At 67.6% G+C, this 25,465-nt stretch carries 21 protein-coding genes; 18 read left to right on the plus strand and 3 right to left on the minus strand.

Annotated elements, in window-relative coordinates:
* The first annotated feature begins 168 nt into the window (after positions 1 to 168).
* Positions 169 to 1,770, plus strand: coding sequence for a PE-PPE domain-containing protein (locus ACWEFV_RS19890; protein ID WP_450071398.1), 1,602 nt, complete (start codon positions 169 to 171; stop codon positions 1,768 to 1,770).
* On the opposite strand, the gene ACWEFV_RS19895 is transcribed toward ACWEFV_RS19890, so the two are convergent.
* The gene (locus tag ACWEFV_RS19895) at positions 1,767 to 3,425 is read right to left on the minus strand and encodes a DUF7937 domain-containing protein (RefSeq protein ID WP_450071399.1); all 1,659 of its coding nucleotides are present in this window, start codon (positions 3,423 to 3,425) and stop codon (positions 1,767 to 1,769) included. The two genes, ACWEFV_RS19890 and ACWEFV_RS19895, sit on opposite strands and share 4 nt — an antisense overlap.
* Before the next feature lie 183 nt (positions 3,426 to 3,608).
* On the opposite strand from ACWEFV_RS19895, the gene ACWEFV_RS19900 reads away from it, so the two are divergent.
* Both ACWEFV_RS19900 and ACWEFV_RS19905 read left to right on the plus strand, forming a co-directional pair.
* A complete protein-coding gene (locus tag ACWEFV_RS19900) occupies positions 3,609 to 5,525 on the plus strand; it encodes a hypothetical protein (RefSeq protein ID WP_450071400.1) in 1,917 nt (638 codons plus the stop codon).
* Between the two features lie 28 nt (positions 5,526 to 5,553).
* Complete coding sequence (locus tag ACWEFV_RS19905) at positions 5,554 to 5,778, plus strand: hypothetical protein (RefSeq protein WP_450071401.1); 225 nt, start codon at positions 5,554 to 5,556, stop codon at positions 5,776 to 5,778.
* A 16-nt stretch (positions 5,779 to 5,794) separates the two neighbouring features.
* Here ACWEFV_RS19905 and ACWEFV_RS19910 read toward each other — a convergent pair whose 3' ends face one another.
* Complete coding sequence (locus ACWEFV_RS19910; RefSeq protein ID WP_450071402.1) at positions 5,795 to 7,006, minus strand: RtcB family protein; 1,212 nt, start codon at positions 7,004 to 7,006, stop codon at positions 5,795 to 5,797.
* Between the two features lie 686 nt (positions 7,007 to 7,692).
* On the opposite strand from ACWEFV_RS19910, the gene ACWEFV_RS19915 reads away from it, so the two are divergent.
* The 11 genes from ACWEFV_RS19915 (at position 7,693) to ACWEFV_RS19965 (ending at position 19,499) form a co-directional block, all read left to right on the plus strand.
* Positions 7,693 to 8,484 (plus strand): IclR family transcriptional regulator, encoded by a 792-nt coding sequence (locus ACWEFV_RS19915; RefSeq protein WP_450071403.1) that lies wholly within the window; start codon positions 7,693 to 7,695, stop codon positions 8,482 to 8,484.
* Between the two features lie 66 nt (positions 8,485 to 8,550).
* The gene (locus ACWEFV_RS19920) at positions 8,551 to 9,564 is read left to right on the plus strand and encodes a zinc-dependent alcohol dehydrogenase (protein WP_450071404.1); all 1,014 of its coding nucleotides are present in this window, start codon (positions 8,551 to 8,553) and stop codon (positions 9,562 to 9,564) included.
* The gene (locus tag ACWEFV_RS19925; protein WP_135452723.1) at positions 9,561 to 10,286 is read left to right on the plus strand and encodes an SDR family NAD(P)-dependent oxidoreductase; all 726 of its coding nucleotides are present in this window, start codon (positions 9,561 to 9,563) and stop codon (positions 10,284 to 10,286) included. The genes ACWEFV_RS19920 and ACWEFV_RS19925 overlap by 4 nt, the downstream gene beginning before the upstream one ends.
* Positions 10,287 to 10,483: 197 nt before the next feature.
* Positions 10,484 to 11,821, plus strand: a complete 1,338-nt coding sequence (hisD, locus tag ACWEFV_RS19930; protein ID WP_450071405.1) for a histidinol dehydrogenase — start codon at positions 10,484 to 10,486, stop codon at positions 11,819 to 11,821.
* Positions 11,822 to 11,964: 143 nt separating this feature from the next.
* Positions 11,965 to 13,407 (plus strand): purine-cytosine permease family protein, encoded by a 1,443-nt coding sequence (locus ACWEFV_RS19935; protein WP_135452721.1) that lies wholly within the window; start codon positions 11,965 to 11,967, stop codon positions 13,405 to 13,407.
* Complete coding sequence (locus tag ACWEFV_RS19940) at positions 13,404 to 14,621, plus strand: alpha-hydroxy acid oxidase (protein WP_450071406.1); 1,218 nt, start codon at positions 13,404 to 13,406, stop codon at positions 14,619 to 14,621. Before ACWEFV_RS19935 ends, ACWEFV_RS19940 begins: the two co-directional genes overlap by 4 nt.
* Before the next feature lie 91 nt (positions 14,622 to 14,712).
* Complete coding sequence (gene hutH, locus ACWEFV_RS19945; protein WP_450071407.1) at positions 14,713 to 16,287, plus strand: histidine ammonia-lyase; 1,575 nt, start codon at positions 14,713 to 14,715, stop codon at positions 16,285 to 16,287.
* Between the two features lie 35 nt (positions 16,288 to 16,322).
* On the plus strand, positions 16,323 to 17,432 hold the full coding sequence (locus tag ACWEFV_RS19950) for an aminotransferase class I/II-fold pyridoxal phosphate-dependent enzyme (protein ID WP_135458193.1): 1,110 nt from the start codon (positions 16,323 to 16,325) through the stop codon (positions 17,430 to 17,432).
* A 56-nt stretch (positions 17,433 to 17,488) separates the two neighbouring features.
* The gene (locus ACWEFV_RS19955) at positions 17,489 to 17,698 is read left to right on the plus strand and encodes a hypothetical protein (protein ID WP_135458195.1); all 210 of its coding nucleotides are present in this window, start codon (positions 17,489 to 17,491) and stop codon (positions 17,696 to 17,698) included.
* Between the two features lie 98 nt (positions 17,699 to 17,796).
* Positions 17,797 to 18,975, plus strand: a complete 1,179-nt coding sequence (locus ACWEFV_RS19960; protein WP_450071408.1) for an MFS transporter — start codon at positions 17,797 to 17,799, stop codon at positions 18,973 to 18,975.
* Positions 18,976 to 19,043: 68 nt separating this feature from the next.
* Entirely contained in the window at positions 19,044 to 19,499 is a 456-nt protein-coding gene (locus ACWEFV_RS19965) for an acyl-CoA thioesterase (RefSeq protein ID WP_450071421.1), read from the plus strand.
* A 6-nt stretch (positions 19,500 to 19,505) separates the two neighbouring features.
* Here the strand turns inward: ACWEFV_RS19965 and ACWEFV_RS19970 are convergent, their stop codons facing one another.
* Entirely contained in the window at positions 19,506 to 20,297 is a 792-nt protein-coding gene (locus ACWEFV_RS19970) for an IclR family transcriptional regulator (RefSeq protein ID WP_135458199.1), read from the minus strand.
* 120 nt (positions 20,298 to 20,417) lie between these two features.
* On the opposite strand from ACWEFV_RS19970, the gene hutU reads away from it, so the two are divergent.
* The 4 genes from hutU to ACWEFV_RS19990 all read left to right on the plus strand — a co-directional run.
* A complete protein-coding gene (hutU, locus tag ACWEFV_RS19975; protein WP_450071422.1) occupies positions 20,418 to 22,094 on the plus strand; it encodes a urocanate hydratase in 1,677 nt (558 codons plus the stop codon).
* The gene (locus tag ACWEFV_RS19980; protein ID WP_450071409.1) at positions 22,091 to 23,320 is read left to right on the plus strand and encodes an allantoate amidohydrolase; all 1,230 of its coding nucleotides are present in this window, start codon (positions 22,091 to 22,093) and stop codon (positions 23,318 to 23,320) included. Before hutU ends, ACWEFV_RS19980 begins: the two co-directional genes overlap by 4 nt.
* Positions 23,317 to 24,690, plus strand: coding sequence for a formimidoylglutamate deiminase (locus ACWEFV_RS19985; RefSeq protein ID WP_450071410.1), 1,374 nt, complete (start codon positions 23,317 to 23,319; stop codon positions 24,688 to 24,690). The genes ACWEFV_RS19980 and ACWEFV_RS19985 overlap by 4 nt, the downstream gene beginning before the upstream one ends.
* Positions 24,687 to 25,465, plus strand: a 779-nt coding sequence (locus ACWEFV_RS19990) for an imidazolonepropionase (protein WP_450071411.1), incomplete at its 3' end; no start/stop codon positions are given. The genes ACWEFV_RS19985 and ACWEFV_RS19990, both read left to right, overlap by 4 nt.

Genomic DNA, 25,465 nt, shown 5'->3' on the forward strand with positions numbered 1-25,465 from the left:
TCACATTCCGCTGTTGACGTGCTGGTCGCAGGCTCAGATGTTCCGGCCGTGCCATCTGGACGGCCGACTCACCACGATGAGGAAAGAAGGAACAGCATGCGGGGTTGGGGTCGGGGGGAGTCGTCGCGCGGTGCGCGCCGACAGCGCGGTTCACGCCGTTGGGGGTCGATGTTGCTGACCGGCGGCGTCGTCGTCGCGGTATCGGCGGGAGTCACGGTCAGCACCCCGACGGCCACATACAGTGCCGCCGTTCGACTGATCGGTACGACGATCGGCGTCGGGCCCTCCTTCGACGGATTCGGGTTGAGCATCCCGATGTTCTTCTACGGGAGCACGGTGCCCGAAGGCGACTCGTTCCACACAGTCCCCTACCCGGCGCAGATCAACCTCAGCTTCCCGATCATCTCCGATCTGCCTGGGCTGTCCGACATTCCGTACTGGCCGCAGTCGCTCAAACGATCCGAGGAGATCGGGGCGGGCTACCTCCAACAGGACATCGCCAACACCCCCGCCGACGACAAGGTCACGATCATCGGCATGTCGCAGGGCACCCAAGTCGCCGAGATCGTGCGCGCCAGCATGGCCAAAGACCCGAATTATGTTGCCAACGCCGACAATTACGAGTTCGTCTTCATCGGCGACCCGTACCAGCCCAACGGCGGCATCCTGACCCGCTTCACCTCGTGGAGCGATCTGCCCGTGCTCGGCGACATCTTCCCGTTCGGCCGGCCGGGGCCGTCCGACAGCCCCTTCAAGACGACCTATTACCAGAACCAGTACGACGGATTCGCTGATTTCCCGGCGTATTTCAACGTGATGTCCGTCGCGAACGCGGTTGCCGGGATCTTGTTCCAGCATGTCTTTCCCGGCTATGTGCTGGAGCACCCTGACGCACCCAACGCCGTCACCACACAGGTCGGCAACACCACCTACGTGATGCTGCCCCAGTACCTGCCACTGCTGGCACCGCTGCGCATTCCCGCATCCTTGATCGGCGCGGAACGATTCGTCGACGCCATGGACCCGATCCTGCGGGTGTTCATCGAAATGGGCTACGACCGCACCGCAGACCCCAGTCAGGTCAAGGAGTTCAGCTGGGTCACGCCTCCAGAGAAGATCCACGAAGCACTCAACGAGCTGCCGGCGGCGTTCGCACAGTCACTGGCGATTCTGGGCGGCCAAAAGTACACCCCCACCCTGCCCCAGCCCGTTGTGCCGGGCACCGAACCCGAAACACCAGTGACCGACCATCCCATCGACCCGGTGGGCAACTCGCCGTTCGAGCAAGGCGTGCGCCACGCGGTCGAGGACGTCGCGGCAGCGCTGTCCGACGCCACCCGGCCACTGGCCAAGGTGCTGCAGGCGATCGGCAGCGCGACAGCGCCGCACAAGACGGTTGTCCCGGCCAATAGCCCCGTTCCGGCAGAAATCAAGGCGGACAGCACTGTTGCCGCCACGGTCGAGACCGGCAACGAGACGAAGTCAACATCGATCGGTCGTCCGACGCTGACACGATCGGACTCCCCGCGCACCGACTCGGCGCCGCGGTTGAAGGTGGTCCGCGACACGGACGATTCGCAGGCGCGCGACGGGAAGGCTTCGCCCGCCGGCGAGTCAGCCCATGAGTCCGCGCCGAGCGCCGGGTCGGACAGTGACAAGCCAGACCGGAAGTCCGTTCGCACCGCGAAGCGGGCGGCCAAGCAGGCCGCGAAGTCGGCGGACACTCAGAACAACCGGCCCTCGAAGCACGAGAGCGCGAAGGCCGGCTAACGCTCTGACGGCGGGCGCTGCGGACGACGCTGAATCCGCAGCGCCTGCGTCGGAACCTGAAGATCGGCGGTCGGCGGGGCGGCCAGCACCGTCGTCGAATCCTCTTTCAGGCGAACGATTCTCGGGACGGACGCCGCCCGGGGTTGCCGAACGATGGTCGGCGGTGCGAACTCTTCGACGGCAGGTCTCGACGGCACGACCTCCGTCGGCGGTTCGGGCGCCGGCTTGGCGGAACGGGTTTCGCGTCGCACCAGGTAGCCGGCAAACGGCCCGGTGAACACCATCACCACCAGCACGAGCAGGCTCAGCACACACACGGTGACGTCGAAGGTGCTGGTGATCTGCTGGGCCAGGTTGTTGCCGTAGATCGCCGCGGGTGCCGGACCGGCGTAACGCGGTGCCAGGGCCACCCCGATGGCCACATTCGCCACGGTGAAGACGAACAGCACCGCGCTGAAGGCGGCGGCCACGGTCGTCGAGGTCAGCCCCTGCTCGAGCTGGCGGTGCAGCCACCGCGCGACCAGTGCGGTGACCAGGTTGAACACCGTCATCGCGACGGTGTCGTACGCCGCCCGTGGGAGGTCGAGCGATAGGGCGATCAGGAAGTCGACGATCCGCAGCGCCGCCGCCGCGAACGCCCAGAAGGCGATGAGCGTCAGGCACTTCTGCGCGGCACCGCGGTAGGCGCCGACGGTCGGCGGCTTGATCAGGAAGACGGCGTACAGCGTCGTCGGCGCCACGATCGCGGCGGCAGCCGCCCAGGCGAGGTAGCCCTCGTAGCCCACGGCCGCCGTCGAGGTGTTCTGGGCGATGCCGTGGAAGGCGTCGATATCGCGGCCGATGCCGGCAAGCCACACCAGAGTGGCAGCGATCGCGCCCGAGACACCGATGGCCGTCGTGGCCAACCGCGCCGCCCCGGTGCGCTCGGTGAGCCAGCGCGAGGCGATGACCAGAGCGATCATCGCCTCCGCGCCGTAGAGCAGGGTGGTGACGATAACGGCGATGTCGTGACTGCCGAACTCGACCTGGGTGACGAACAGGTACCGCAGCCGCCAGTAGAGGTTGAATGCAACCGACAGCGTCGCCAAGGCGATCGAGAGGAAACCGATCGCCCGGGCTATGGCGTACCAGCGGCGAAACCTGTTGTCCTCGATCGTGATCGACGTGATGGGCGGCTGCGCCGCCAGCAGTGCGCCGGCGAGGCCGAGCAGCATGCCCGGCCCCACCCCCGGCGGCACGGCCCCGGTTCCGCCGCTGCCCACCGTCTGCGCAAGGTGGTACCCGACGAAACAGATGACCACGACGAGGTAGGCGGCGCTGAGCACGAGCCGGATGCGGCTGGTGCGACCGACGTCGGATTTGGGGGCGGCCAGGCGGAACGGACCGAGGTGCGGGGCGAGCGCGGCGCCGATGGCCAGCAGCGTCACGACGGCCAGCACGCCGAACGTCGACCCGGCACTGCCGGGCACCCCAAGGCCGAATTCAAGGTTCCACGGGAGCAGCATCGCGACGACGAGCAGCGCCACGGCGAAGCCGTCACGCACCCGGTTGGTCCGGCTGGGTACGTAGCCGACCCGCGGGGGTCGCTCCACGACCCGCGCGGCCATTGTCGCCACCTGCACGGTGGCGGACGCGTCGTAACGCTCGTCGCTCAACTACCGATTCCTCTCTATGAGTGACAACGCAACGGGACTCAACCAGCGTGCTCACTTTTGCTCCGACGCACAAGCAGCGCTGGCTACCGCGCCGTTTGACCAGCAGGGCCTGTCGCAGCTGTGCGGTAGCTTGGAAATGTCCGTCGGGGATCGAAATACATCCATGAAGCAAGGAGTGGGGCCGTGGACGTAGTCCTCGGGGTGGCGGTCACCGGGCGTGTGGCGCGCTTGGCCATGATCGGTTCGCCCGCGAGTGGCGGCCAGGTTCTGGATCAGTACGCGCTCGATCTGCCCGACGACCTGGTTGCCGAGATGTCGGAGTTGGCCGAGACCATCATCGGCACCTACCGCGCGGTGACCGAGTCCGGTAATCAGGTCGCCGCGACCCGACTGTGCGTGCCCGACGATTCGGCCGCCGACACGTTGCGCCGGACGGTGCTCGACGCCGGGGTGCCCAACGTCGAGGTGGTGACCGAAGCCGAGGCCGCCGCAGCACTGGCCCGCAGCGTAGGTGCAGACGCCGCACTGCTGCTCGCCGATGACGACACCGTGTCGCTGACGACGGTCGGCCAGGCCAGCGAGGCACCCGCGTCGACATTGACGACATTGGCCACGATGCCGATCGGCACTGCCGGGGCGGCCGCCGCGTGTGCAGCCGTGCTGCACCGGGTACCCGCCGGCGAAGCCCCGGGGCGCGTGCTGTTGGTCGGACAGCGCCTCGATCTTGATTCCGTTGCGGCAGAGCTTCGTTCGACCGCACCGGTGGAGGTGGCACCGGACGCGGGCTACGCGATCGCCCGGGGTGCGGCCCAACTGGTCGGCGATGTCGCACCGGCCGGCGCGGCCACCCAGATGGCACCTGCCCTCGAGGCGACGCAGATGGCACCTGTATCGGCGGCCACCCAAATGGCTCCCGCCGCAGCCGATGCCACGCAGATGGCGCCAGCTGCCGCTGATGCCACGCAAATGGCTCCTGCCGCCGCCGATGCCACCCAGATCGCACCCGCCCGTGGGGACGCCGCCGCCGTCGGGCCGGACCTGGCCTACTCACAGGCGGCCGATGACGAGCCCTGGGCCGACGAGATGCCCATGGACGCGGTCAACGAGTTCGTCCCCGAGCAGGAAGACGACCCGGAGTACACGACCGTCATCGCGCCGCCGCCGCCGCGGATGCTGCTGATGGGCAGCGCCTTGGCATTCGTGGTGGTCAGCTTCGCCACATTGGCCGTCACCGTCGCGATCAACGTCCGGCCGACAGCCGATGTGCGGGCCCAGCCCGCGCCCACCCAGCAGGCGGCCACCGTGCCAGGTAACTACCTCCCGCCGGTGCCGCATGAGCCGGATCCGGTGGCACTGCCCGTGGCGGTGCTCACCCCGCCACCCGCCGCTCCGGCTGCGCCCAAGGTGCGCTCTGACACCGGCAACCAGCCGGTCAACCAGGCTCCTGCGGTAGTGCCGCCGGCCGCACCTCCGGCCGTGCCGGCGCCTCCGCCCGTCGAGATTGCACCGGGACCAGTTCCAGTACCTGTGCCTGTGCCGGTGCCCATTCCGATCCCGATCCCTCCGGTTGTGTGGCCGACTGTGCCGACGTGGGTGCCGACGACACCTCCGACGACCCCGCCGACCACGACCACCGCACCACCCACCACCACTACGGCTCCCCCGACGACAACGACAGCCCCGCCGACCACCACCACGGCACCGCCTACGACGACAACGGCACCGCCGACGACGACCACCGCGCCGCCGACCACTACCGCGCCACCCACGACGACGGCACCGCCCACCACCACGGTGGCGCCGCCGACCACCACCGTGCCGCCGACACACACGTCCACGGAAGCGTCGGAGCCGACGATCGAGGCTCCGGCCCACACCGCGCCGGCATACACACCCCCGGTCGAACAGCCCGTGACTCAGGCTCCGGCGACTCAGGCTCCGGTCACAACGGTGGCACCACAGTCTCCGTTTGGTGGTGACTCCCCGTTTGGTGGGTCTTCGTCCGGCGGCGGACTGTTCGGTCGCGGTAGTGGCTCCGGCAGCGGCAGCGGTTCCAGCTCCGGCGGCTCGCCGGTGACGACGATGCCCCTCAGTCCGTAACTCGCCCTTCCTCGAAAGGACCGCCCTAGTGGCCAAGAAGCGCTGGAATGACCTGTCCCCCAATGCCAAGAAGGCCGTCATCGCCGTGGCAGCAGTCGACGCCGGGTTGCGGGCCTGGGCGCTGCGTGACCTCGCGGGCCGCCAGCCGAACCAGATCAAGGGGCCAAAGTGGTTGTGGGGCAGCGCCCTCGGACTGCTGAGCACCTCGGGTGTGCTGCCCGCGGCCTATCTCGTAGTCGGGCGTAGGTCCTGACCTGGCAGCCCAGGACCTACGTGCCCTTCACGTTGAGCACCTGACGCAGCTCATGCTCAATCTCGACGAGGCCGGCTGCGTCCGCCATGACGACGTCGATGTCCTTGTACGCGTCGGGGATCTCGTCGACCCATTCCGCGCCGTGGCGGTACTCGATACCCTGCATCCGCTGTGCGAGGTCGTCGGCAGTGAACCGGCGACGCGCCTCGTTACGGGAGAACCGGCGCCCGGCACCGTGCGGCGCTGAGCACAGGCCGGCGGGGTTGCCCTTGCCGCGCACCACATACGAACGCGTCCCCATGCTGCCGGGAATCAGCCCCATGACGCCTGCGTGGGCGTCGATCGCACCCTTACGGGTCAGCCACACATCGCGGCCACCGTGGTGTTCCTTGCGGGTGTAGTTGTGGTGAGTGTTGATCCGCTCGACCTCGAAGTCGCCCGCCGTACGTGGCTGGTCCAACTGGGCATAACCCATCCACGCGGCGAACACCCACATGTAACGATCCATCATCTCGGCGCGGTTCTCGAAGGCGAATCGCTGCGCCCAGTTGAGTTCCCGCAGATAGTCGGTGAACTCCGGTGTGCCCTGAGGCAGGTAGGCGAGGTCCGGGTTGGGCAGGTCGATCCACCACCGCTTCATGAGCTTCTGCGCAACCTTGATGTGCTTCTGGGCGATCTTGTTTCCCACACCACGAGAACCGGAATGCAGGAACAGCCACACCCGATCGTCCTGATCCAGGCACAGTTCGATGAAGTGGTTGCCGCCGCCGAGGGAACCGAGTTGCTCGCGCCACTTGGGTGAGTGGGAGAGGTCGATTCCGCCGTCTCCTGCCAAGTGTTCGAGGTCGGCGATGCGGCCCTCCGTGAACGGGAACCGGGCGAGCGTGTCGTTGTAGTTGCCAGGCGACAGCGGAATCGTCGTCTCGATCGCGGTACGCAGGGCAGCCAGGTCACGGTCCTGAATATCGGCAGCGGTGAATTCCGTGCGGGCAGCGATCATGCCGCAGCCGATGTCGACGCCGACCGCGGCCGGGATCACGGCGTCAATGGTCGGGATCACCGTGCCGACGGCTGACCCCTTGCCGCTGTGAGCATCCGGCATCAGCGCGACATGGGGATGCACGAACGGCATCGAGGCGGTCTGCTTCGCCTGCTCGATGGTGTTGTCGTCGATGTGGCTGGCGAAGTTCACCAGCTTGTGGTCGGCGACGTGGTGGTACGCGGTCATGACGTCGATTCTCCCGACGGTGTCGAGTCGATTATCAGCCACGGCTGCGCGGCCGCTGAAACCAATCAGGCCCCCGGGGCAGCATTTCACCGCCACGCCTGAGCGACGGCAACCCCGGTACGAGCGGCCCCTGGGACAGAGACTGTCAGGTCACCACGACCTTGAGAGTGGTTTGTCTCCTCGTGCGCGTGCGGCAACGGCGGTCGCAGAGTTGACGAATGCGGCGACCGCAGTGGAGCGGGACTGCTGCGACCAGGCGACAACCAATCTGGCCGGCGCAAGATCGGTGATCGGTCGGTAGTCACAAAGTGCCAGATCCGTTAGTTGTTCCCAGCCGTCATCGACTCGTCGATTGCGTTTTGCTGATCGACGATGCCAGCGCAGCCGCTACGACACCTAAGCCGCTGAACCGCATCCTGATTGGGCTCATCTTCACCGCCTCCTTGCGGCTTCGTCGAACCACGAATCGGTTCGAGCGAGGTCAACGTAGGGCGAGGGGCTAGCTAAGCGCTCTCTTGGCCTTATGGGTGAGCTGTGAATCGCGCTCAGGACTCTAGAACTTGGTGGGCTCATTCACCGGGAACGGGCCAGAGCCCAGGTCGGCTAACCTATTACCACAGATTGTTGTCTTGTATCCGAGACGACAAGGGGCGAGAGGGGGACGGGCTGTGGCCACGGCAAGTCGCGTGAAGTCTGCTGAGCGCGTCATGGACGTGCTGGACTTGCTTGCGCGACGAGGAGTTCCGATGGCGACCATGGAGATCGCGGAGACGCTGTCCCTGCCGAAAAGCACCACCCACCATCTGCTCAACGTCATGCGGGAACGCCGCTTCGTCTCGTACTGGCCCGATCAACGAGCCTGGACTCTGGGCGTGTCGGCCTTCGAGGTTGGCGCGTCCTATATGCGGTCAGGACCGCTACATCGCGCCGGCCAGCGCTACATGCTCGCCTTGACCAATGCTGTCAACGAAACATCACACCTCGCCGTACTGCAGGGCACCGACGTCATCTACCTGGACAAGCGCGAGCCCCTGACACCAGGCGTTCGACTGGTGACCGAGGTCGGTTCGCGGCTACCGGCACATTTGACCGCGGTGGGCCGGGCCATCCTCAGCCGTCTGGATGTCGAGCAGCTCTCGACGCTGTATGACGGCTACGCCTGGCAGTCGCGCACAGGCGAGGGGCCAACCTCGTTGTCGGCGCTGCGCGAGGTGCTCCACGAGGTGCGCGCCCACGGCTACGCCCACGAACAGGGCACCACCACCTCAGGTATTGACTGCATCGCCAGCCCCGTGCTCACTCGCGACGGCCGCGCTGTCGCGGCACTCGGCGTGGCGTACATGTCGGCCACCAAGACAGCCGAACAGGCTGCCGAGATCACCAAGACGGTGGTCGCTACAGCAGCAGACTTCTCGGAAAGCTTCGGCGCGCGGGTGAATGAGGCGCCGGGCGATGGAGGCGCCTCCGGCATCGCCTGACCATCGCCGGGCACGCTATTCCACTTTGCCATTCCACTTTGCCCCCGAGTCTGGTAATCAAGACTCATGTCTTGGATCACAGATCCCGGTGGTGGGCCGGCGCAAACCACAGCCTTGCTATTGGGCGAGAACTTGTCCCTGAGCGTCGGCACGCGCGAGCTGACCGACCTGGCCGACGGTGACGTCCTCGTTGACGTCGACTATGCCGGGATCTGCGGATCGGACCTGCACGTCCTGCAGACGGGTGACTGGGTGGCCTACTGGCCGGCCACGTTGGGGCACGAAGTGGCCGGGCGGGTGCGCCAGTCGCGGCATGCGAGCTTCGCCGCGGGCGAAGCGGTGGTGGCCGATTCACGGATACCGTGTCGTGTCGTCGATGGCCGCCAGCAATCCGACCGCTTGGCCGAGGATCTCCAATGGCTCGGCGAAGCCCGACCTGGCGGCTACGCCGGGGCCATGGTGATCCCCGGCGACAGCCTCTATCGCGTGCCGCCCGGTCTGAGCACGGCCGATGCCGTGCTGGCCGAGCCGCTGGCCGTCGTCATGTGCGCCATCGACCAGATTCCCGTCGACCACCCCGAGACCGTGGGCATTCTCGGTTACGGTCCGATCGGGGCGCTGGCCCACGCCGAGGTCGCACGCCGGTGGCCGCACGCCGCCGTCACCGTGGTCGAGCCGAACGCCCTACGCGCCGAGCTGGCGCACACCCAGGGTGCTCGCGTCGGAGTACTGACCGGGACGGACCGGTACTCCGTGGTGATCGATGCCGCAGGTTATGACGGCTCTTTGGAGACCGCCATCGCCGCCACCGCGTTCGGCGGCTCCATTCTGCTCATCGCGCTGGGCCACGCATCGGCCACCGTGTTGCCGGCCACAATCGTCGAGCACAGCCTGCACGTCGTGGGCAGCGTCGGATTCGACGACCACCACGTCGACGAGGCGCTCGCCGCCCTCGCCGAGAAGCCCGAGCGGTACAACGCCATCGTCACCCACACCGTCGACCTCGCCGAGATCCCGTCCTTCGTGACCGACGGTGGCATGCGAGAAGCCATCAAAGTCCTGATTCGGTGCACCGCATGACCACTCCACGGCGCTATCTGATCACCGGCGGCACCAGCGGCATCGGCGACATGTGCGCCCAGTACCTCAGCGCCGAAGGCCACCAGGTGTGGGTGACCGGTACCAGCGAACAGTCCGTCGCCGCTGCCCTCGGACGTGGCGCTGCCGGCGGCAGCATCTGTGATGCCGCGGATGCCGCGGCCGTCCATCAGACGTTTGACGACGCCGCGACAGCGTTCGGAGGGCTCGACGGAGTTTTCCTCAATGCCGGGATCGACGGGGAGGGTAAACCCGCCGAGCAGCTTGATCCTGCGACCTTTCGCCGGGTACTCGACGTCAACGTGCTCGGCATCCTGCACGGAGCCCAGGCCGCGCACCGCGTCCTGACCCGGCCGGGGGCCATCGTCGTCAACGCCTCGGTCAACGCGATGCGACCCGAAGCGCACTTCGCCGACTACAACGCCAGCAAGGCCGCCGCGGCCGCGCTGGCGAGCACCTTGGCCCAGGAGTGGAGTACCGACGGCCTGTGCGTCACGTGCGTGTGCCCGGGTTATTTCCGCACCAACATGACCGCCCAGTACCTCGACGATCCACAGGTCAGGGCTGAGCTGCTGGCCCGCATACCGGCGGGCAGATTCGGCGAAGCCGCCGACATCGGCGCCACCGTGGCCTTCCTGCTCGCCAACCAGGCCCCGTTCCTCAGCGGTGCGACCATTCCTATCGCCGGGGCCAGCAACATCTAGACGACGCTGTTGCCCGCCAGGCCCGCGCATCCGGCGCGCGCCTGGCGGTTCGCGTCCCGCCGCATTCCAACCCCTTCAGAATGTTCCCCGATCCGTCATCAAGTCTTGCATTACAGATCAATGTCTCGTATACAAGACGTGCGGCGAGTGTGACGCTTGCCTCACCTACAGTCACCGAACCAATGGGAGTCATGCACATGTCAACCGACCGCCCCATCCTCGAGCGCGGCCTCTGGCAGGAGATGTCGACCGCAGACCGGGCCGATCTCATCGACCGCGGCAGCGCCAAGATCTTCGACCCCAACCTGCGCGAAGGCGTGTTGGAAATCATCGAGGACGTCCGCCAGAACGGTGACGCCGGCCTGATCCGCGCCCTGGAAAAATGGGACAAGATCTCCATCACCCCTGATCGCATCCGGGTTTCGCCCGAAGAATTCGCCGCGGCACGGGAGAAGATCAGCCCCGAACTGCTCACCGCGATCCGGGACCTCCTGGCACACCTGAAGTCGTTCAACGAACAGCTCACCGCTCACGGCGACTGGAGCTTCGAAAGCGAGCCGGGTCTGATGGTCGGCGAGAAGGTGACCCCGATCGCCAGCGCCGGGTTGTTCGTGCCCAGCGGCAAGGGCTCCTACCCGTCGGTGATGGCTCAGCTGGGTGCCCCAGCGGTGGTGGCAGGTGTGCAGAAGATCGCCGTGGTCGTGCCGCCCATCCCCGGCGGGGACGGAGAGGTCGACCCGGCCGTTCTGGTCGTGGCCGACGAATTGGGCATCCACGACGTGTTCCGCGCCAACGGTCCGGCCGGTATCGCCGCATTGGCGTTCGGCACCGAGAGCGTGCCGCAGGTCCGCAAGGTCTGCGGACCTGGCAGCCCGCCGGTCACCTGCGCCCAGGTCGAGGTGCAGCGCTACGGCACCGTCAGCGTGATGCTGCTGGGTCCCAGCGAGTCACTGATCCTGGCCGACGACTCCGCTGACCCGTACCTGCTGGCCGCCGACCTGCTCAACGAGGCCGAGCACGGCGCCGATTCCACGAGCGTGTTCGTCACCGACAGCCAGGCCCTCATCGACGCGGTCCAGGTCGAGGTCGCCAAGCAGCTGCTCGATCTGCCCGACAACCGCGCCGAGTACGCCCGTCAGGCACTGGGCAAGAACGGCGGCGCCGTCCTGACCACATCAGTCGAGGAATCCGCCGAAGTCGCCAACGCGTTCGCCCCCGAGCACATGCAGATCGCCGTCCGCGACGAAGACCACGCCCTGGACCTGCTGGTGGATGCCGGAGAAATCCTTATCGGTCAACACACCACGGTGTCGATGGCCAACTTCATCATCGGCTGCCCCGCCGCGCTGCCCACCAGCGGCTACGCCAAGGTCAGCAGCGGCGTCACCGCCGACGCCTTCCGCAAGCGCACCGCTGTGGCAAAGTCCACGCCCGAGGCGCTCAAACGGATGTCGGACACGGTGATCGCCTTCACCCGCCACGAGGGCTTCCCCGCCCACGAGTTCGCCGTCACCCGCCGACTGAACCGGCACTGACAGGCCGACCTCCGTGAGCCCGGCCCGGTCCTCCCCGCGGCTCACGGAGGTCACCTCTCCCACAACTCAAAATGTGCTATCCCACTTGCCTTTTCACACCACTTCCCCGATAGCCCGCGGGCGCACCGAAGGGACCACACACCATGTCCATCCTCAACCCCGAGCAGCGCTCGATCGAGTACGTGCCTCATCACGAGCGACACGGACGGGTCCGCAGCCTGTTCACCCTTTGGTTTGGCGCCAACCTGCAAGTCACCGCGATCGCCGCCGGCGCCATCTCCGTCGCCATCGGCCTGTCGCTACCGTGGGCGCTGCTGGCTAGCCTGGTCGGCAACCTCATCGGCGCGGTCTTCATGGCCCTGCATTCCGCGCAAGGCCCCATCCTCGGCATTCCGCAGATGATCCAGTCGCGCGCCCAGTTCGGCTTCTACGGTGCCGTGCTGCCGCTCATTCTGGTGCTCCTGATGTACATCGGCTACTTCGCCACCACCGCCGTGCAGGGCGGAGCCGCCTTCTCCAGCCTGACCGGCGTCAATATCGACGCCTCGATCATCGTCGTCGTGGTCGTCACCGCCACGCTGGCCATCGTCGGGTACCGCCTTATTCACGCCGCCGAGAAATGGCTCTCGGTGATCAGCGGCCTGGCCTTCCTCTATCTGAGCTACCGGCTGGTGACGGCCAACGACCTCGCCGCGGTATGGACGATGAACGACTTCTCCTGGGCACTGTTCCTGGCCGCCGCCGCGATCGCGGCCACCTGGCAGCTGACGTACGCACCCTACGTTGCCGACTATTCGCGCTACCTGCCCGCCGACACCTCGGTACGCGCCGCATTCTGGTACACCTACGCCGGCGCGGTGCTGTCTACGACGTTCATGTTCGCCTTCGGCGCCACCGCGACCGCCGTCGCCGCCGATGCATTCGATGGCGGATCGGTGGACTTCATCGTCGCCCAGGCTGCCGGGTGGCACGCGTTGTTCTTCCTGATCATCATCGCCGGCGTCATCGGAGTGAACTCCCTGAACGTCTACGGCATGTTCATGTCGACCAGCACGGTGCTCAACTCGGTGTTCAAGATGAAGGTTTCCCCGTCGATGCGCGTGGGGCTGATCGTGGCCGTGGCCGCGGTGGCCACGACGATCGGCATCCTCGGCAAGGACAACTTCCTGATCAACTTCAGCAACTTCATCCTGCTGCTGGCTTACTTCCTGATCCCGTGGACCTCGATCAACTTGGCCGACTTCTACGTCATACGCAAGGAGCGCTACAGCATCGACGACATGTTCAAGCCGCACGGGCACTACGGCGGTGTGGACTGGCGCGCGATGACCGCCTACCTTGTCGGCATCATTGTCGAGATCCCGTTCATCGCCAGCCCCTTCTACACCGGCCCGATCGCCACTGCGCTTGGCGGCGCCGACATCTCCTGGATCCTCGGCATCTTCATTGCCGGCGGCCTCTACATCTTCCTCATGAAGAAATTCCCGACACGCGCCAACTACCCCGAACCCACCTACGCCATCCCGTCCACGCCTAGCCCGCAGGCCGACGCGATGGCCGACGAACAGGAAGCCACACCGGCATGAAGGCCCGCGAGGTACGCGCCCTCATTCAGGTCAAGCCGCCACAAATCGATCGCCGCACCGCCCGGCTGGACGCCTGCAGGACCATCGAGGATCTGCACCGGCTTTCGCGCCGACGACTGCCACGCCCCGTTGCCGACTACGTCGACGGGGGCGCCGACGAAGAACTGAGTCTGGCCAACAACGTCGCGGCCTTCCGGCGCTGGCAGTTCACCCCCAGCGTGCTGATCGACGTCGCCAACGTCGATACATCGACCACACTGCTCGGCCAACACAGCACAATGCCGCTGGGTCTGGCACCCACCGGCTACACACGGATGATCTCGGCTCTGGGCGAGCCCGCGGTCGCCGGCGCCGCCGGCCGCGCCGGGATCCCCTATGTGCTGTCCACGATGGCCTCGACCTCCCTGGAGGACTTGGCCGCTCATCGCGGAGCCGGCGACACCGACCGATGGTTTCAGCTGTACATCTGGAAGGACCGCGACCTCACCGCGCAACTGGTGACGCGCGCAGCCTCCGCCGGTTACCGGGTACTGGAGATCGCCGTCGACACCGCCGTCTCGGGCTACCGGGTCCGCGACGCGCGCAACGGCCTGACAATCCCCCCGCAGATGACCCTCAAGGGTCTCGTCGACATCGGCCTGCGCCCGGGGTACTGGACGAAGATGCTGGCCAGCCCGGCACTGGAGTTCGCCAACGTCACCAGTGGCACCGGCGGCGAGGGCTACACCATCGAGAACATCACCAAGCAGTTCGACCCATCGGTGTCGTGGCAAGACCTGGCTCGCATCCGCGATCTGTGGCCCGGACCCGTGGTGCTTAAAGGTCCGCTCGGCCCGGAGGACGCCACCCGCGCCCACGATCTGGGCATCGACGGAGTGCACCTGTCCAACCACGGCGGTCGCCAACTCGACCGTACGGTCGCGCCAATCGATCTCGTTGCACCCGTACGCGACGCTGCCGGCTCAGACTTCGCCATCTTCGTCGACTCCGGGGTGCGCCACGGCGCCGACATCGCCACCGCCCTGGCCCTGGGCGCCGATGCGGCGTTCATCGGCCGCCCCTACTTGTGGGGTCTGGTCGCCGGCGGCGGAGCCGGTGTCGACAAGGCGATCGGGCTGTTGTCGGATCAATTCAGCCGGACTCTGGCACTTCTCGGCGTCACCAGCGTTGACGAGCTGCGCAAACGCGGCCGCTCGCTGCTGCAACAGCACTGACCAATTTTTGGCTTCTTACACAGCGGCCTAGCTCCCACCAGTATCAAACAAACGAGACTTACGTCTGCAATACAAGACAAAGGTGAAATTGATGACTCCGTCCTCCCCGACCACCACGCTGCAGCCCACCGCCGTCGTCACGGTGGGAATCGGGCCAGTCAGCTTCGCCGACGTGATTGCGGTCGCCCGCGACGATGCCGCCGTGCAGTTGTCCGATGAGGCGATGACCGCAGTCGCCGAGAGCAGGGCGCGCATCGACGCCCTGGCCGCGGACCCGGCCCCTGTCTACGGTGTATCCACCGGCTTCGGCGCCCTGGCAACCCGCCACATCCCACACGAGTTGCGCACCCAGTTGCAGCGCAGCCTGATCCGCTCGCATGCTGCCGGTTCGGGCACCGAGGTGGAACGCGAAGTGGTGCGTGCCCTGATGCTGCTGCGTTTATCGACGCTGGCCACCGGGCGCACCGGCGTGCGGCCCGTGGTGGTCCAGGCCTACGCCGGGCTGCTCTCGGCAGGCATCACCCCGGTGGTCTACGAGTACGGCAGCTTGGGCTGCTCCGGCGACTTGGCGCCGCTGGCGCACGTGGCACTGGCACTCATCGGCGAAGGGCAGGTCCGCACCCGCGACGGCGAACTCAAATCCGCAGCCGAGGCACTCTCCGAACACGGACTGCAGCCCGTCGTGCTGGCCGAAAAAGAAGGCCTGGCACTGATCAACGGCACCGACGGCATGCTCGGCCAGCTGGTCCTCGCACTACATGAACTCGACAGTCTGCTGCGGCTGGCCGATATCGCCGCCGCAATGAGCGTGGAAGGTCTGCTGGGCACCGAGCGGGTGTTCGCCGCCGATCTGCAGGAGCTGCGGCCGCACCCGGGGCAAGGCTTGGCCGCGGCGAACATGACGCGCTTGCTTGCCAATTCGGCCATCGTCGCCAGCCACAAGACCGACAACTGCACCGTGGTGCAGGACGCCTATTCGCTGCGCTGCGCTCCGCAGGTCGCCGGGGCCGCTCGCGACACCGTCGAACACGCCCGGCTGGTAGCCCAGCGCGAACTGGCCAGCGCCGTGGACAACCCGGTGGTCACCCTCGACGGCCGGGTGGAGTCCAACGGCAATTTCCACGGCGCTCCGGTGGCCTACGTGCTGGACTTCCTGGCCATCGTCGTGGCCGATCTGGCCTCGATCAGTGAACGGCGCACCGACCGGTTCCTGGATCCGGCGCGCAACCACGGACTCAACGCGTTCCTCGCCGATGATCCCGGCGTGGACAGCGGTCACATGATCGCCCAGTACACCCAGGCCGGCATCGTCTCCGAGCTCAAGCGCCTGGCCGTCCCGGCCAGCGTGGATTCGATCCCGTCCTCGGCGATGCAGGAAGACCATGTGTCGATGGGCTGGTCGGCAGCACGCAAGCTGCGCCGCGCGATCGACGGGCTCAGCCGGGTACTGGCCGTGGAAGTGCTCACCGCCGCACGCGCCCTCGACCTGCGCGCGCCGCTGACCCCGGCACCGGCGACCGCGGCCGTCATCGCCGCCGTCCGCACACACGTTCCCGGCCCGGGCGCCGACCGCTACCTGTCCCCCGAGATCGGCGCCGTCGTCGACCTGGCCCACAGTGGGGCGCTGGTGGCAGCCGCCGAGAGTGCGATCGGCGCATTGCAGTGACCCGCTCCGTCCCCGCCCACCCACTGGGAGCATCCGTGCCCGATCAGCCCGTCCGCCCGACCGTACGGCCTCGTCCCGTGGTGGCCGAGCTGCCCCGTTACTCGCGCGCCGCGGGCCTGAGCCAGGTGCGCTGGCGCGCGTCGTCGAATGAATCGACGGTGCCGCCGTCGCCGCGTGTGCAGCAGGCCATCGCGGAGGCGGCCGGGCAGGCTCACCTGTATCCCTCGCTGCAAGGTGATCTGCTCATCGCCGATCTGAGCACCCGGTTGCAGGTCGCCCCCGAGCAGATCGTCGTCGGCGGCGGATCTCTGGCGGTGCTGCAGCACACGCTGGCCGCCTACACCGGGGCCGGCTCCGAGGTCGTGCACGCCTGGCGCAGCTATGAGGCCTACCCGATCCTCATCGGTGTCGTCGGGGCCACCCCGGTCGCGGTTTCCCTCGATGCCACCCACACCCACGACATTGACGCAATGCTGGCCGCAATCACCCCGGCCACCCGGGCGATCATCGTGTGCAACCCCAACAATCCAACCGGCACCGAACTGCCCCGCAGCGAGATCGAGCGCCTCATCACCTCGGCGCCAGGCAACGTGCTGGTACTGCTCGACGAGGCCTACCAGGAGTTCGCCAGCACCAACGTCGACGGGCTCAGCCTGGTCCACCAATACCCCAATGTCGTTGTCTTCCGGACTTTTTCCAAGGCCTACGGCCTGGCCGGACTACGCGCCGGGTACATGGTCGCCCATCCGGAGGTCGCCGCCAACATCCGCGCAGCCGCGCCACCGTTCGGATTGAGCCGGCTTGCCGAGGCCGGCGCCCGGGCCGCGTGGGCCGACACCGATCACACCGATCACATCGTCAAGGTGGTCCGCGACGGACGCGAGTACCTGCGTAGCGAGGCCGCGAAGCGCGGGCTCGCTACCCCGGCCAGCGGTGCGAACTTCGTCTGGTTCCCCGTCGGGTCGCGCACAGTGGAGCTTCAGGACGCCTGTGTTGCCCGAGGTGTTTCGGTCCGGGCGTTCGACGGCGAAGGAGTGCGGGTCACCGTCGGTGGCCGTGACGCCGAGGATGCCGTGCTGGCCGCGATCGACAGCCTCAACTGGGCCGCCACCGCCAGTCCGCACGCCCCCTCCCCCGCGCGCTGACAAGTCGCCATCCAAGGTTGCTGGCGTTCTGGGACAAATCCGACGAAAGGACCGGCATGAGCATCCTGCGCACGCTGACGACGCTCTCGGTTACGAAACCTTGCAGCGACGCCGACGGCGAGGCACTGGCCGCATGGTTGGACGCCAAGGCCGACCTGCACAGCACCATCGCCGGCCACGGCGGCCCGGACGCCGGTAGAGCACACCAACTCGCCGAGGCCACTCGACGGCGCGCCGCAGCACTGCGCTGCGACCGGGGCCGATGAGCGGCGGCCACCCTGATTCGGCCGCGGTGGCATCGCCGACGGCGACCGAGGCAGACTGCGACACACGAGGGTTGGATACCCGGGCCGGTTGGAGGGTGGTGTGGGCCGTACATGCCTTGACCGCTGTCACCTACGGCTCGGCATACTCCTTTTCCGCCGCCTTTCCCGGCTTGGCCGACGAGTTCCACGCCTCCCGTTCGGCGGTGGCATTGGTGTTCTCGTTGGCTGCAGGCGGTTTTCACTTGTTCGGCGCCATCGCGGGGCGACTTGCCGACCGCGTATCCATCCGCCTGATGTGCGTGGCTGGGGTCTTGGTGATGACGACCGGATACCTGGCGGCCTCGCGCGCACCGACGCTCAGCGCTCTCTACGCCTGCTACGGCCTCGGTGTCGGCTTGGGCATCGGCCTGCTCTATGTACCGTCGATGGCCGCCGTGCAAACCTGGTTCGCCGTCAAGCGCTCCGCAGCGGCGGGCATCGCCACCGCGGGACTGGGAATCGGCACGGTCGTGGCGCCGATGGCCGTCGGCGCCGTCTTGCCGACACTGGGATGGCGCACGTGCTTCGTCATCCTCGGCGCCGCCATCGCCACCGCGGGATTGCCTGCGGCGCTGCTGGTTCGGCGACGTCCGCGTGCCGTCCCGGCGGCGATAGCGTCGACGTCGCGGCCCCTGTTGCCGGTCCTGCGCACCGCGGTGTTCGCCCGGTTCTACCTCTCGGTGCTGCTGGCCTCGATCTGCACCTTCATCCCCTACGTGCACCTCGTGCCGGCCGCCCGTGACCAGGGCTACTCCCTGCAGATGGGGACCCTGCTGATCGCACTGATCGGCGTCGGCAACATCCTGGGCCGGTTCGGGCTCGGCGGTATCGCCGACCGGATGGGGCGCCTGCGTGTGCTGGCTGCACTGACCGCCATCCTCGGGTTCTCGTTCCTGGGATGGGCGGCCAGCAGTGCCCTGCCCGTACTGATCGGCTTCGCCGTCCTGTTCGGCCTCGCCTACGGCGGGTGCGTCAGCCTGTACCCAGCAGTTACCGCAGATCTGTTCGGTGACAACGGAATCGGCGCTACCCTCGGCGCCCTTTACACCAGCGTCGGGCTGGCCGCGCTGGTCGGCCCCACCTTGGCGGGTTACTTGCGCGACAGCACGCACAGCTACACCGCGCCCGCACTGATCTGCGCCGCCGCCGCGCTGATCGCCGCCACGCTGACCCACACCCTGCACCGCAACGCCACCAGCGGTGACGGCACCCGACCACACGTGAGGACACACCCGTGACCGGCCCAGAACCGACACCCACCTCCGCAAGCACTGGCGCGCAGGATTCACCGGCCCGCAGCCTGACCATGACCTTGCTGATGACCCCCGACATGGCCAACTTCTCCGGCAACGTCCACGGCGGAGCGATCCTGAAGATCCTCGACCAGGTCGCCTACGCGTGCGCCAGCGCCTACGCCCGAAGCTACGTCGTGACGCTCTCGGTGGATCGCGTCCTGTTTCGCGACGCCATCCACGTCGGCGATCTGGTCACCTTCTCGGCATCGGTCAACTACACCGGTCGCACCTCGATGGAGATCGGGATCCGCGTCGACACCCTCGACATCATCTCCGGAATCGCGCGCCATACCGACAGCTGCTACTTCACCATGGTCGCCGTCGATGCCGAACGGCGGCCCATTTCCGTACCCGCGTTGCAGTCCGCCGATCCCGTTGCCACACAACGTTACGAATCGGCCCGCCGGCGGCGGAGGGCCCAACGGCAGCAGTTTGAGAGCCCACACAACTGCGAATGCGGCGCCTGACCAACGTCAACGCGAGAACCAGCCCGGCGGCGCTACCCCCGACATCGCCCACGTCAGCTGCTGGGCGGCATGACGCACCGCACGAACCAGCTCGCTGACCGCCACCGAGGATCGGTCGGCGCGCCGCGTCACGCTGATCGCCGCGACCGGGCGGCTGGAATGGTCGAACGCGCACGCAGCCACCGAGTGCAGCCCCTCGGTGATCAGGCCGTCCTCCTCGGCCCAACCCTGGCTTCGTTCAACCCCGAGCAGCCGCCGCAGCTGCGGCAGCGACGTCGGACCACGGCCGGTCCGGATCACGAACCCTGTGCTCGCCGGGAACAACGCGCGCACCTGAGCGGCGGGCAGGTGTGCCAGAATCGACCGCCCGCTGGCCGTCAGATGAGCCGGCAGCCGGACACCGACGTCGGTCACCAACGTCACCGGCACACGGGCGACTGCGGGCTGTTCCTTGATCAGATACAGCGTCTCCGCGCCATGCAGGACGCCCAGATGAGCGGTCTCGCCGATCGCGTCGACCAGTCGGCGCAGCACCGGCCGTGCCAGCAATTCCAGCGGTTCGTGGCGCATGTAGGCCGAACCGATCTCGAAAGCGGCCACGCCCAGCCCGTAGCCGCGCTGCTCAGGCAGATGCACGACGAAGTGATGCTCGATGAGCACTTCGAGCAGGTGATACACCGTTGATCGAGGAATGCCCAGCTCGCGGGCCAGCGTCGCCGCACCGACCGGACCGGTGCGCGCCGCCAGCGCTAGCAGCAACTCCAGGGAGCGGCCCACGGCCGGAGAGGCACTCGACACCCAACCCACCCATCTGTCTCGGATTCGAGACAGTATCGCGGAAACGGCTCTGCAGCAATGCGACCGGATGCGGTGTGCTGGACACCAACAACGCCACCACCCGCACAGCCCCTCAAAGGAATCACCGTGACCGAGCAGAATTCCGGCCCCCGCACCGTGCGCGCCGCCCGTGGAGCCACCCTGTCTTGCAAGGGCTGGCAGCAAGAAGCTGTCCTGCGCATGCTGAGCAACAACCTCGACCCGGAGGTCGCCGAGCACCCCGACAAGCTGGTCGTCTACGGCGGTACCGGCCGCGCAGCACGCAGCTGGGAGGCGTTCGACGCGATCGTGGCCAGCCTGCGTGACCTCGAGAACGACGAGACGCTGCTTGTGCAGTCGGGCAAGCCCGTCGGCATCCTGCGGACCAGTGAATGGGCCCCGCGGGTGCTCATCGCCAACTCCAACCTCGTCGGCGACTGGGCCAACTGGGAGTACTTCCGCGAATTGGAAGCTGCCGGGCTGATCATGTACGGCCAGATGACGGCCGGATCATGGATCTACATCGGCACCCAGGGCATCCTGCAGGGCACTTACGAAACCTTCGGCGCGGTGGCCAAGAAGCGGTTCAACGGCACCCTGGCGGGCACCATCACGCTGACCGCTGGCGTCGGCGGCATGGGCGGCGCCCAGCCGCTGGCCGTCACCATGAATGAGGGCGTGGCCATCTGCGTGGACTGCGACGAGAGCCGCATCGACCGCCGCATCGCCCACCGCTACCTCGACACTCGGGCCGCCGACCTCGACGACGCGCTCCGCCAGGCCATCGAGGCCCGCGACGCCAAGAAGCCGCTGTCGATCGGCCTCGTGGGCAACGCCGCCGAGGTGTTCCCCGAACTGCTCTCGCGCAATGCTCCCATCGATATCGTCACCGACCAGACCTCTGCTCACGACCCGCTGTCGTATCTGCCGGTCGGGATCGAATTCGAGGACATGGCCAAGATGGCCGACAAGGACCCGGGCTACTTCACCGAGCAGGCCCAGGCCTCCATGGCCCGTCAGGTCGAGGCGATGGTCGGATTCAAGGACCGCGGCGCCGAGGTGTTCGACTACGGCAACTCCATCCGCGACGAGGCCCGCAAGGCCGGCTACAACCGCGCGTTCGACTTCCCCGGATTCGTGCCCGCCTACATCCGCCCGCAGTTCGAGGAGGGCCTGGGCCCGTTCCGGTGGGTCGCACTGTCCGGCGATCCCAAGGACATCGAAGCCACCGACCGCGCCATCCTGGAACTGTTCCCCGACAACGAGCACCTGCGGCGCTGGATCACCATGGCCGGAGAGAAGGTGGCCTTCGAGGGACTGCCCGCCCGCATCTGCTGGCTCGGCTACGGCGAGCGCCACCGCGCAGGGCTGAAGTTCAACGAGATGGTGGCCAGCGGTGAGATCTCCGCCCCCATCGTCATCGGCCGCGATCACCTCGACTCCGGATCGGTCGCCTCGCCCTACCGCGAAACCGAGGCCATGCTCGACGGCTCGGACGCCATCGCCGACTGGCCCCTGCTCAACGCCCTGGTCAACACCGCCTCCGGGGCCTCGTGGGTGTCACTGCACCACGGCGGCGGCGTCGGGATCGGCCGCTCCATCCACGCCGGCCAGGTGTGTGTGGCCGACGGCACCGAACTGGCCGCACGCAAACTCGAGCGGGTGCTCACCAACGACCCCGCCATGGGCGTCATCCGCCACGTCGACGCCGGCTACGACCACGCCGCCGACGTCGCCAAGGAGCGTGGCGTGCGCATCCCCATGCAGGACGCCAAGTGAGCACCTTCGACTCTCTGTGGGAGTCCATCCTCGACGTCGGCCGCGACCCCGCCAGCGGCGGGTATCGCCGATTCGCCTGGAGCACAGCCGATCTGACACTGCGCGAATGGTTCACTGGCGAAGCCCAGCAGCGCGGCATGAGCGTCGAAGAGGACCGCAACGGCAACCTGTGGGCCTGGTGGCTACCGCCCGGCCACACCGGTGACCCGCGCGATGCATTCGTCACCGGGTCACATCTGGACTCGGTTCCCGACGGCGGCGCATTCGACGGTCCTTTGGGGATCATCACCGCCTTCGCCGCGATCGACATCCTGCAGCACACCGGTGTCACCCCGCATCGCCCCGTGGCCGTCGCCGCGTTCTCCGACGAGGAGGGCGCGCGCTTCGGCGTGGCATGCGTCGGCTCGCAACTGTCGGCAGGTGCGGTCACCGCCGAACGTGCCTTGGGACTGCGCGACGCCGAGGGCACCTCCCTGGCCGAGGCGATGAGCGCCGCCGGACGCGACCCTCGCCACGTCGGCGTCGACCCGACGCTGACCCAGCGGGTCGGGGTCTACGTCGAACTACACGTCGAGCAGGGCCGCGCACTCGACCTCGTGGACAAGCCGCTGGCCGTCGCCTCGGCGATCTGGCCACACGGCCGCTGGCAGTTCTCGTTCTGCGGGGAAGCCAACCATGCCGGGGCCACCCGGCTGGTCGACCGCCGCGACCCCATGCTCACCTTCGCCACCTCGGTGCACGACGCCCGCACCCGCGCAGCCGCCCACCAGGCGGTCGCCACCTTCGGCAAGGTACAGGTCACGCCCAACGGCGCCAACGCCATTCCGTCGAAGGTGTTGGCGTGGTTGGATGCCCGCGCCGCCGACGAGGACACCTTGCGCGCCCTCGTCGACGACATCACCGCCGACGCCACGCGCAACGCCGGAATCGATCTCACCTCGGTACAGATCGAAACCGAGTCCGTCTCTCCGGCCGTGCACTTCCCCGGGGAACCGCGTGAGCGTATTCAGCGCATCCTGGCGCCCCAGTTCGGTGAGCTGCCCGTATTGCCCACCGCTGCCGGCCACGACGCCGGTGTGCTCGCGGCGGTGCTGCCGACCGCGATGTTGTTCGTGCGCAACCCCACTGGCGTCTCCCACTCACCCGACGAGTACGCCGAGATCAGCGATTGCCGCCTCGGCGCCGACGCGCTGGCCGCCGTCATGGCCGATTGGATCAGCCAATGAGTTCCGCCCGGTACTGGTGCCAGCATGCTTGGCTCGGTGGTGACACCGTCGCCGACGGAGTCACCATCGAGGTCGCCGACGGCTACATCACCGCCGTCACCGCCGACACCGACCACGGCGACGGCGACACGGCGCTGACCGGATTGGTCCTGCCGGGATTGGCCAACGCCCATTCGCACGCCTTCCACCGCTCGCTGCGCTCACGCACCCAGCGTGACCGCGGCACGTTCTGGACCTGGCGCAACCTGATGTATCAGGTCGCCGACCGGCTTACCCCGGATTCCTACTACCGGCTGGCGCGCGGTGTGTACGCGGAGATGGTCCTGGCCGGCATCACCTGCGTCGGCGAGTTTCACTACCTGCACCACGACGATCGTGGCACCCCTTATGCCGATCCCAACGCGATGGGCCATGCCCTGATCGCCGCCGCCCGCGACGCCGGGTTACGGATCACCCTGCTCGACACCTGCTATCTCAGCTCGGGTGTCGACGGTTCGCCATTGGCCGACGGACCGCAGCAACGCTTCGGCGACCACACCGGACTGCGGTGGGCCGAACGCGTCGAAACCCTGCACCAGCACTACACCGGCGACAGCTCCGTCGTGATCGGCGCGGCACTGCACTCGGTGCGTGGGGTCCCCGTCGCGCACATGGGCGCCGTCGTGGAGTGGGCCGCCACCCACGACGCCCCGCTGCACGTGCACTCCTCGGAACAGACCGCCGAGATCGACCAATGCCTGGTCGTGCACGGCTGCACCCCCACCGCGCTGCTGCGCGACCACGGAGCGCTGGGGCCGCGCACCACCGCGGTGCACGCCACCCACCTCACCGACGCCGACATCACCGACCTCGACACCACCATCACCGGTGTCTGCTTCTGCCCCACCACCGAACGCGACCTCGGCGACGGCATCGGCCCCGCCACAGCCCTCATGCAGGCCGCCGGGCTGTTCAGCCTGGGCTCCGACAGCCACGCCATCATCGACCTGTTCGAGGAAGCCCGTGGCGTCGAACTCGACGAACGCCTCGCCCGCCGTGAACGCGGCCTGTTCGCCGCCGCCGACCTGCTCACCGCGGCCACCGCCAACGGACACCAGGCCCTCGGGTTCAGCGACGCCGGCCAGCTACGGATCGGCCACCGCGCCGACCTCGTCGCCGTCGACCTGAACTCCATCCGTACTGCCGGCAGCCCGGCGGCGGCAGAAACCGCGGTGTTCGCCGCGACCGCCGCCGACGTCACCGACGTCATCATCGACGGCCGCCGCGTGGTGGCCGACCGCCGTCACACCAGCATCGAACAGCCCACATCCGCAATTGCCCACAGCATTACCGCACTGCTGGACGCGGAACCGATCAGGAGCTCCCCATGACCGTGCTCTACGACAACATCGGCGAACTAGTCACCAACGACCCCGCCCAGGGCGATCACAGCCCGCTCGGAATCCTCACCGACGCCGCACTTCTGGTCGACAATGGGCAGATCGCCTGGGTCGGACCGGCCGCCAAAGCTCCCGCCGCCGACCAGCGCGTCGACTGCCGGCATGCGGCGGTCATTCCCGGCTTCGTCGACAGCCACGCCCACCTCGTCTTCGATGGCGACCGTGCAGCCGAATTCGCCGCCCGCATGGCGGGGCAGCCCTACGACGGCGGTGGTATCGCCACAACAGTCGCAGCGACCCGACAGGCCACCGACGATGTCTTGGCCGCCAATGTTGCGCGCCTGGGCCGGGAACTGCGCGACGCCGGCGTCACTACCTTCGAGACCAAGAGCGGCTACGGGCTCAATGTCACCGACGAAGCCCGCAGCCTGCGCGTGGCGACCAATTACACCAGCGAGACAACTTTTCTCGGAGCGCACGTCGTGCCAGCCGAATACGCCTCCCATCGCGACGATTACGTCGAGCTGGTACGCACCACCATGCTCGAGGCGTGCGCCCCGCATGCCCGCTGGATCGACGTCTTCTGCGATCGGGGTGCCTTCAATGTCGATGAAGCGCGCGCCATTCTCACTGCCGGAGTTGCCCGAGGCTTGCAGCCACGACTGCACGCCAGCCAGCTCGGCCGCGGCGACGGCATCAAACTTGCCGTCGAACTCGACGCCGCCTCGGTGGATCACTGCACCTACGCCACCGACGAGGACATCGA

It is taken from the genome of Mycobacterium sp. NPDC004974, from assembly GCF_053600815.1.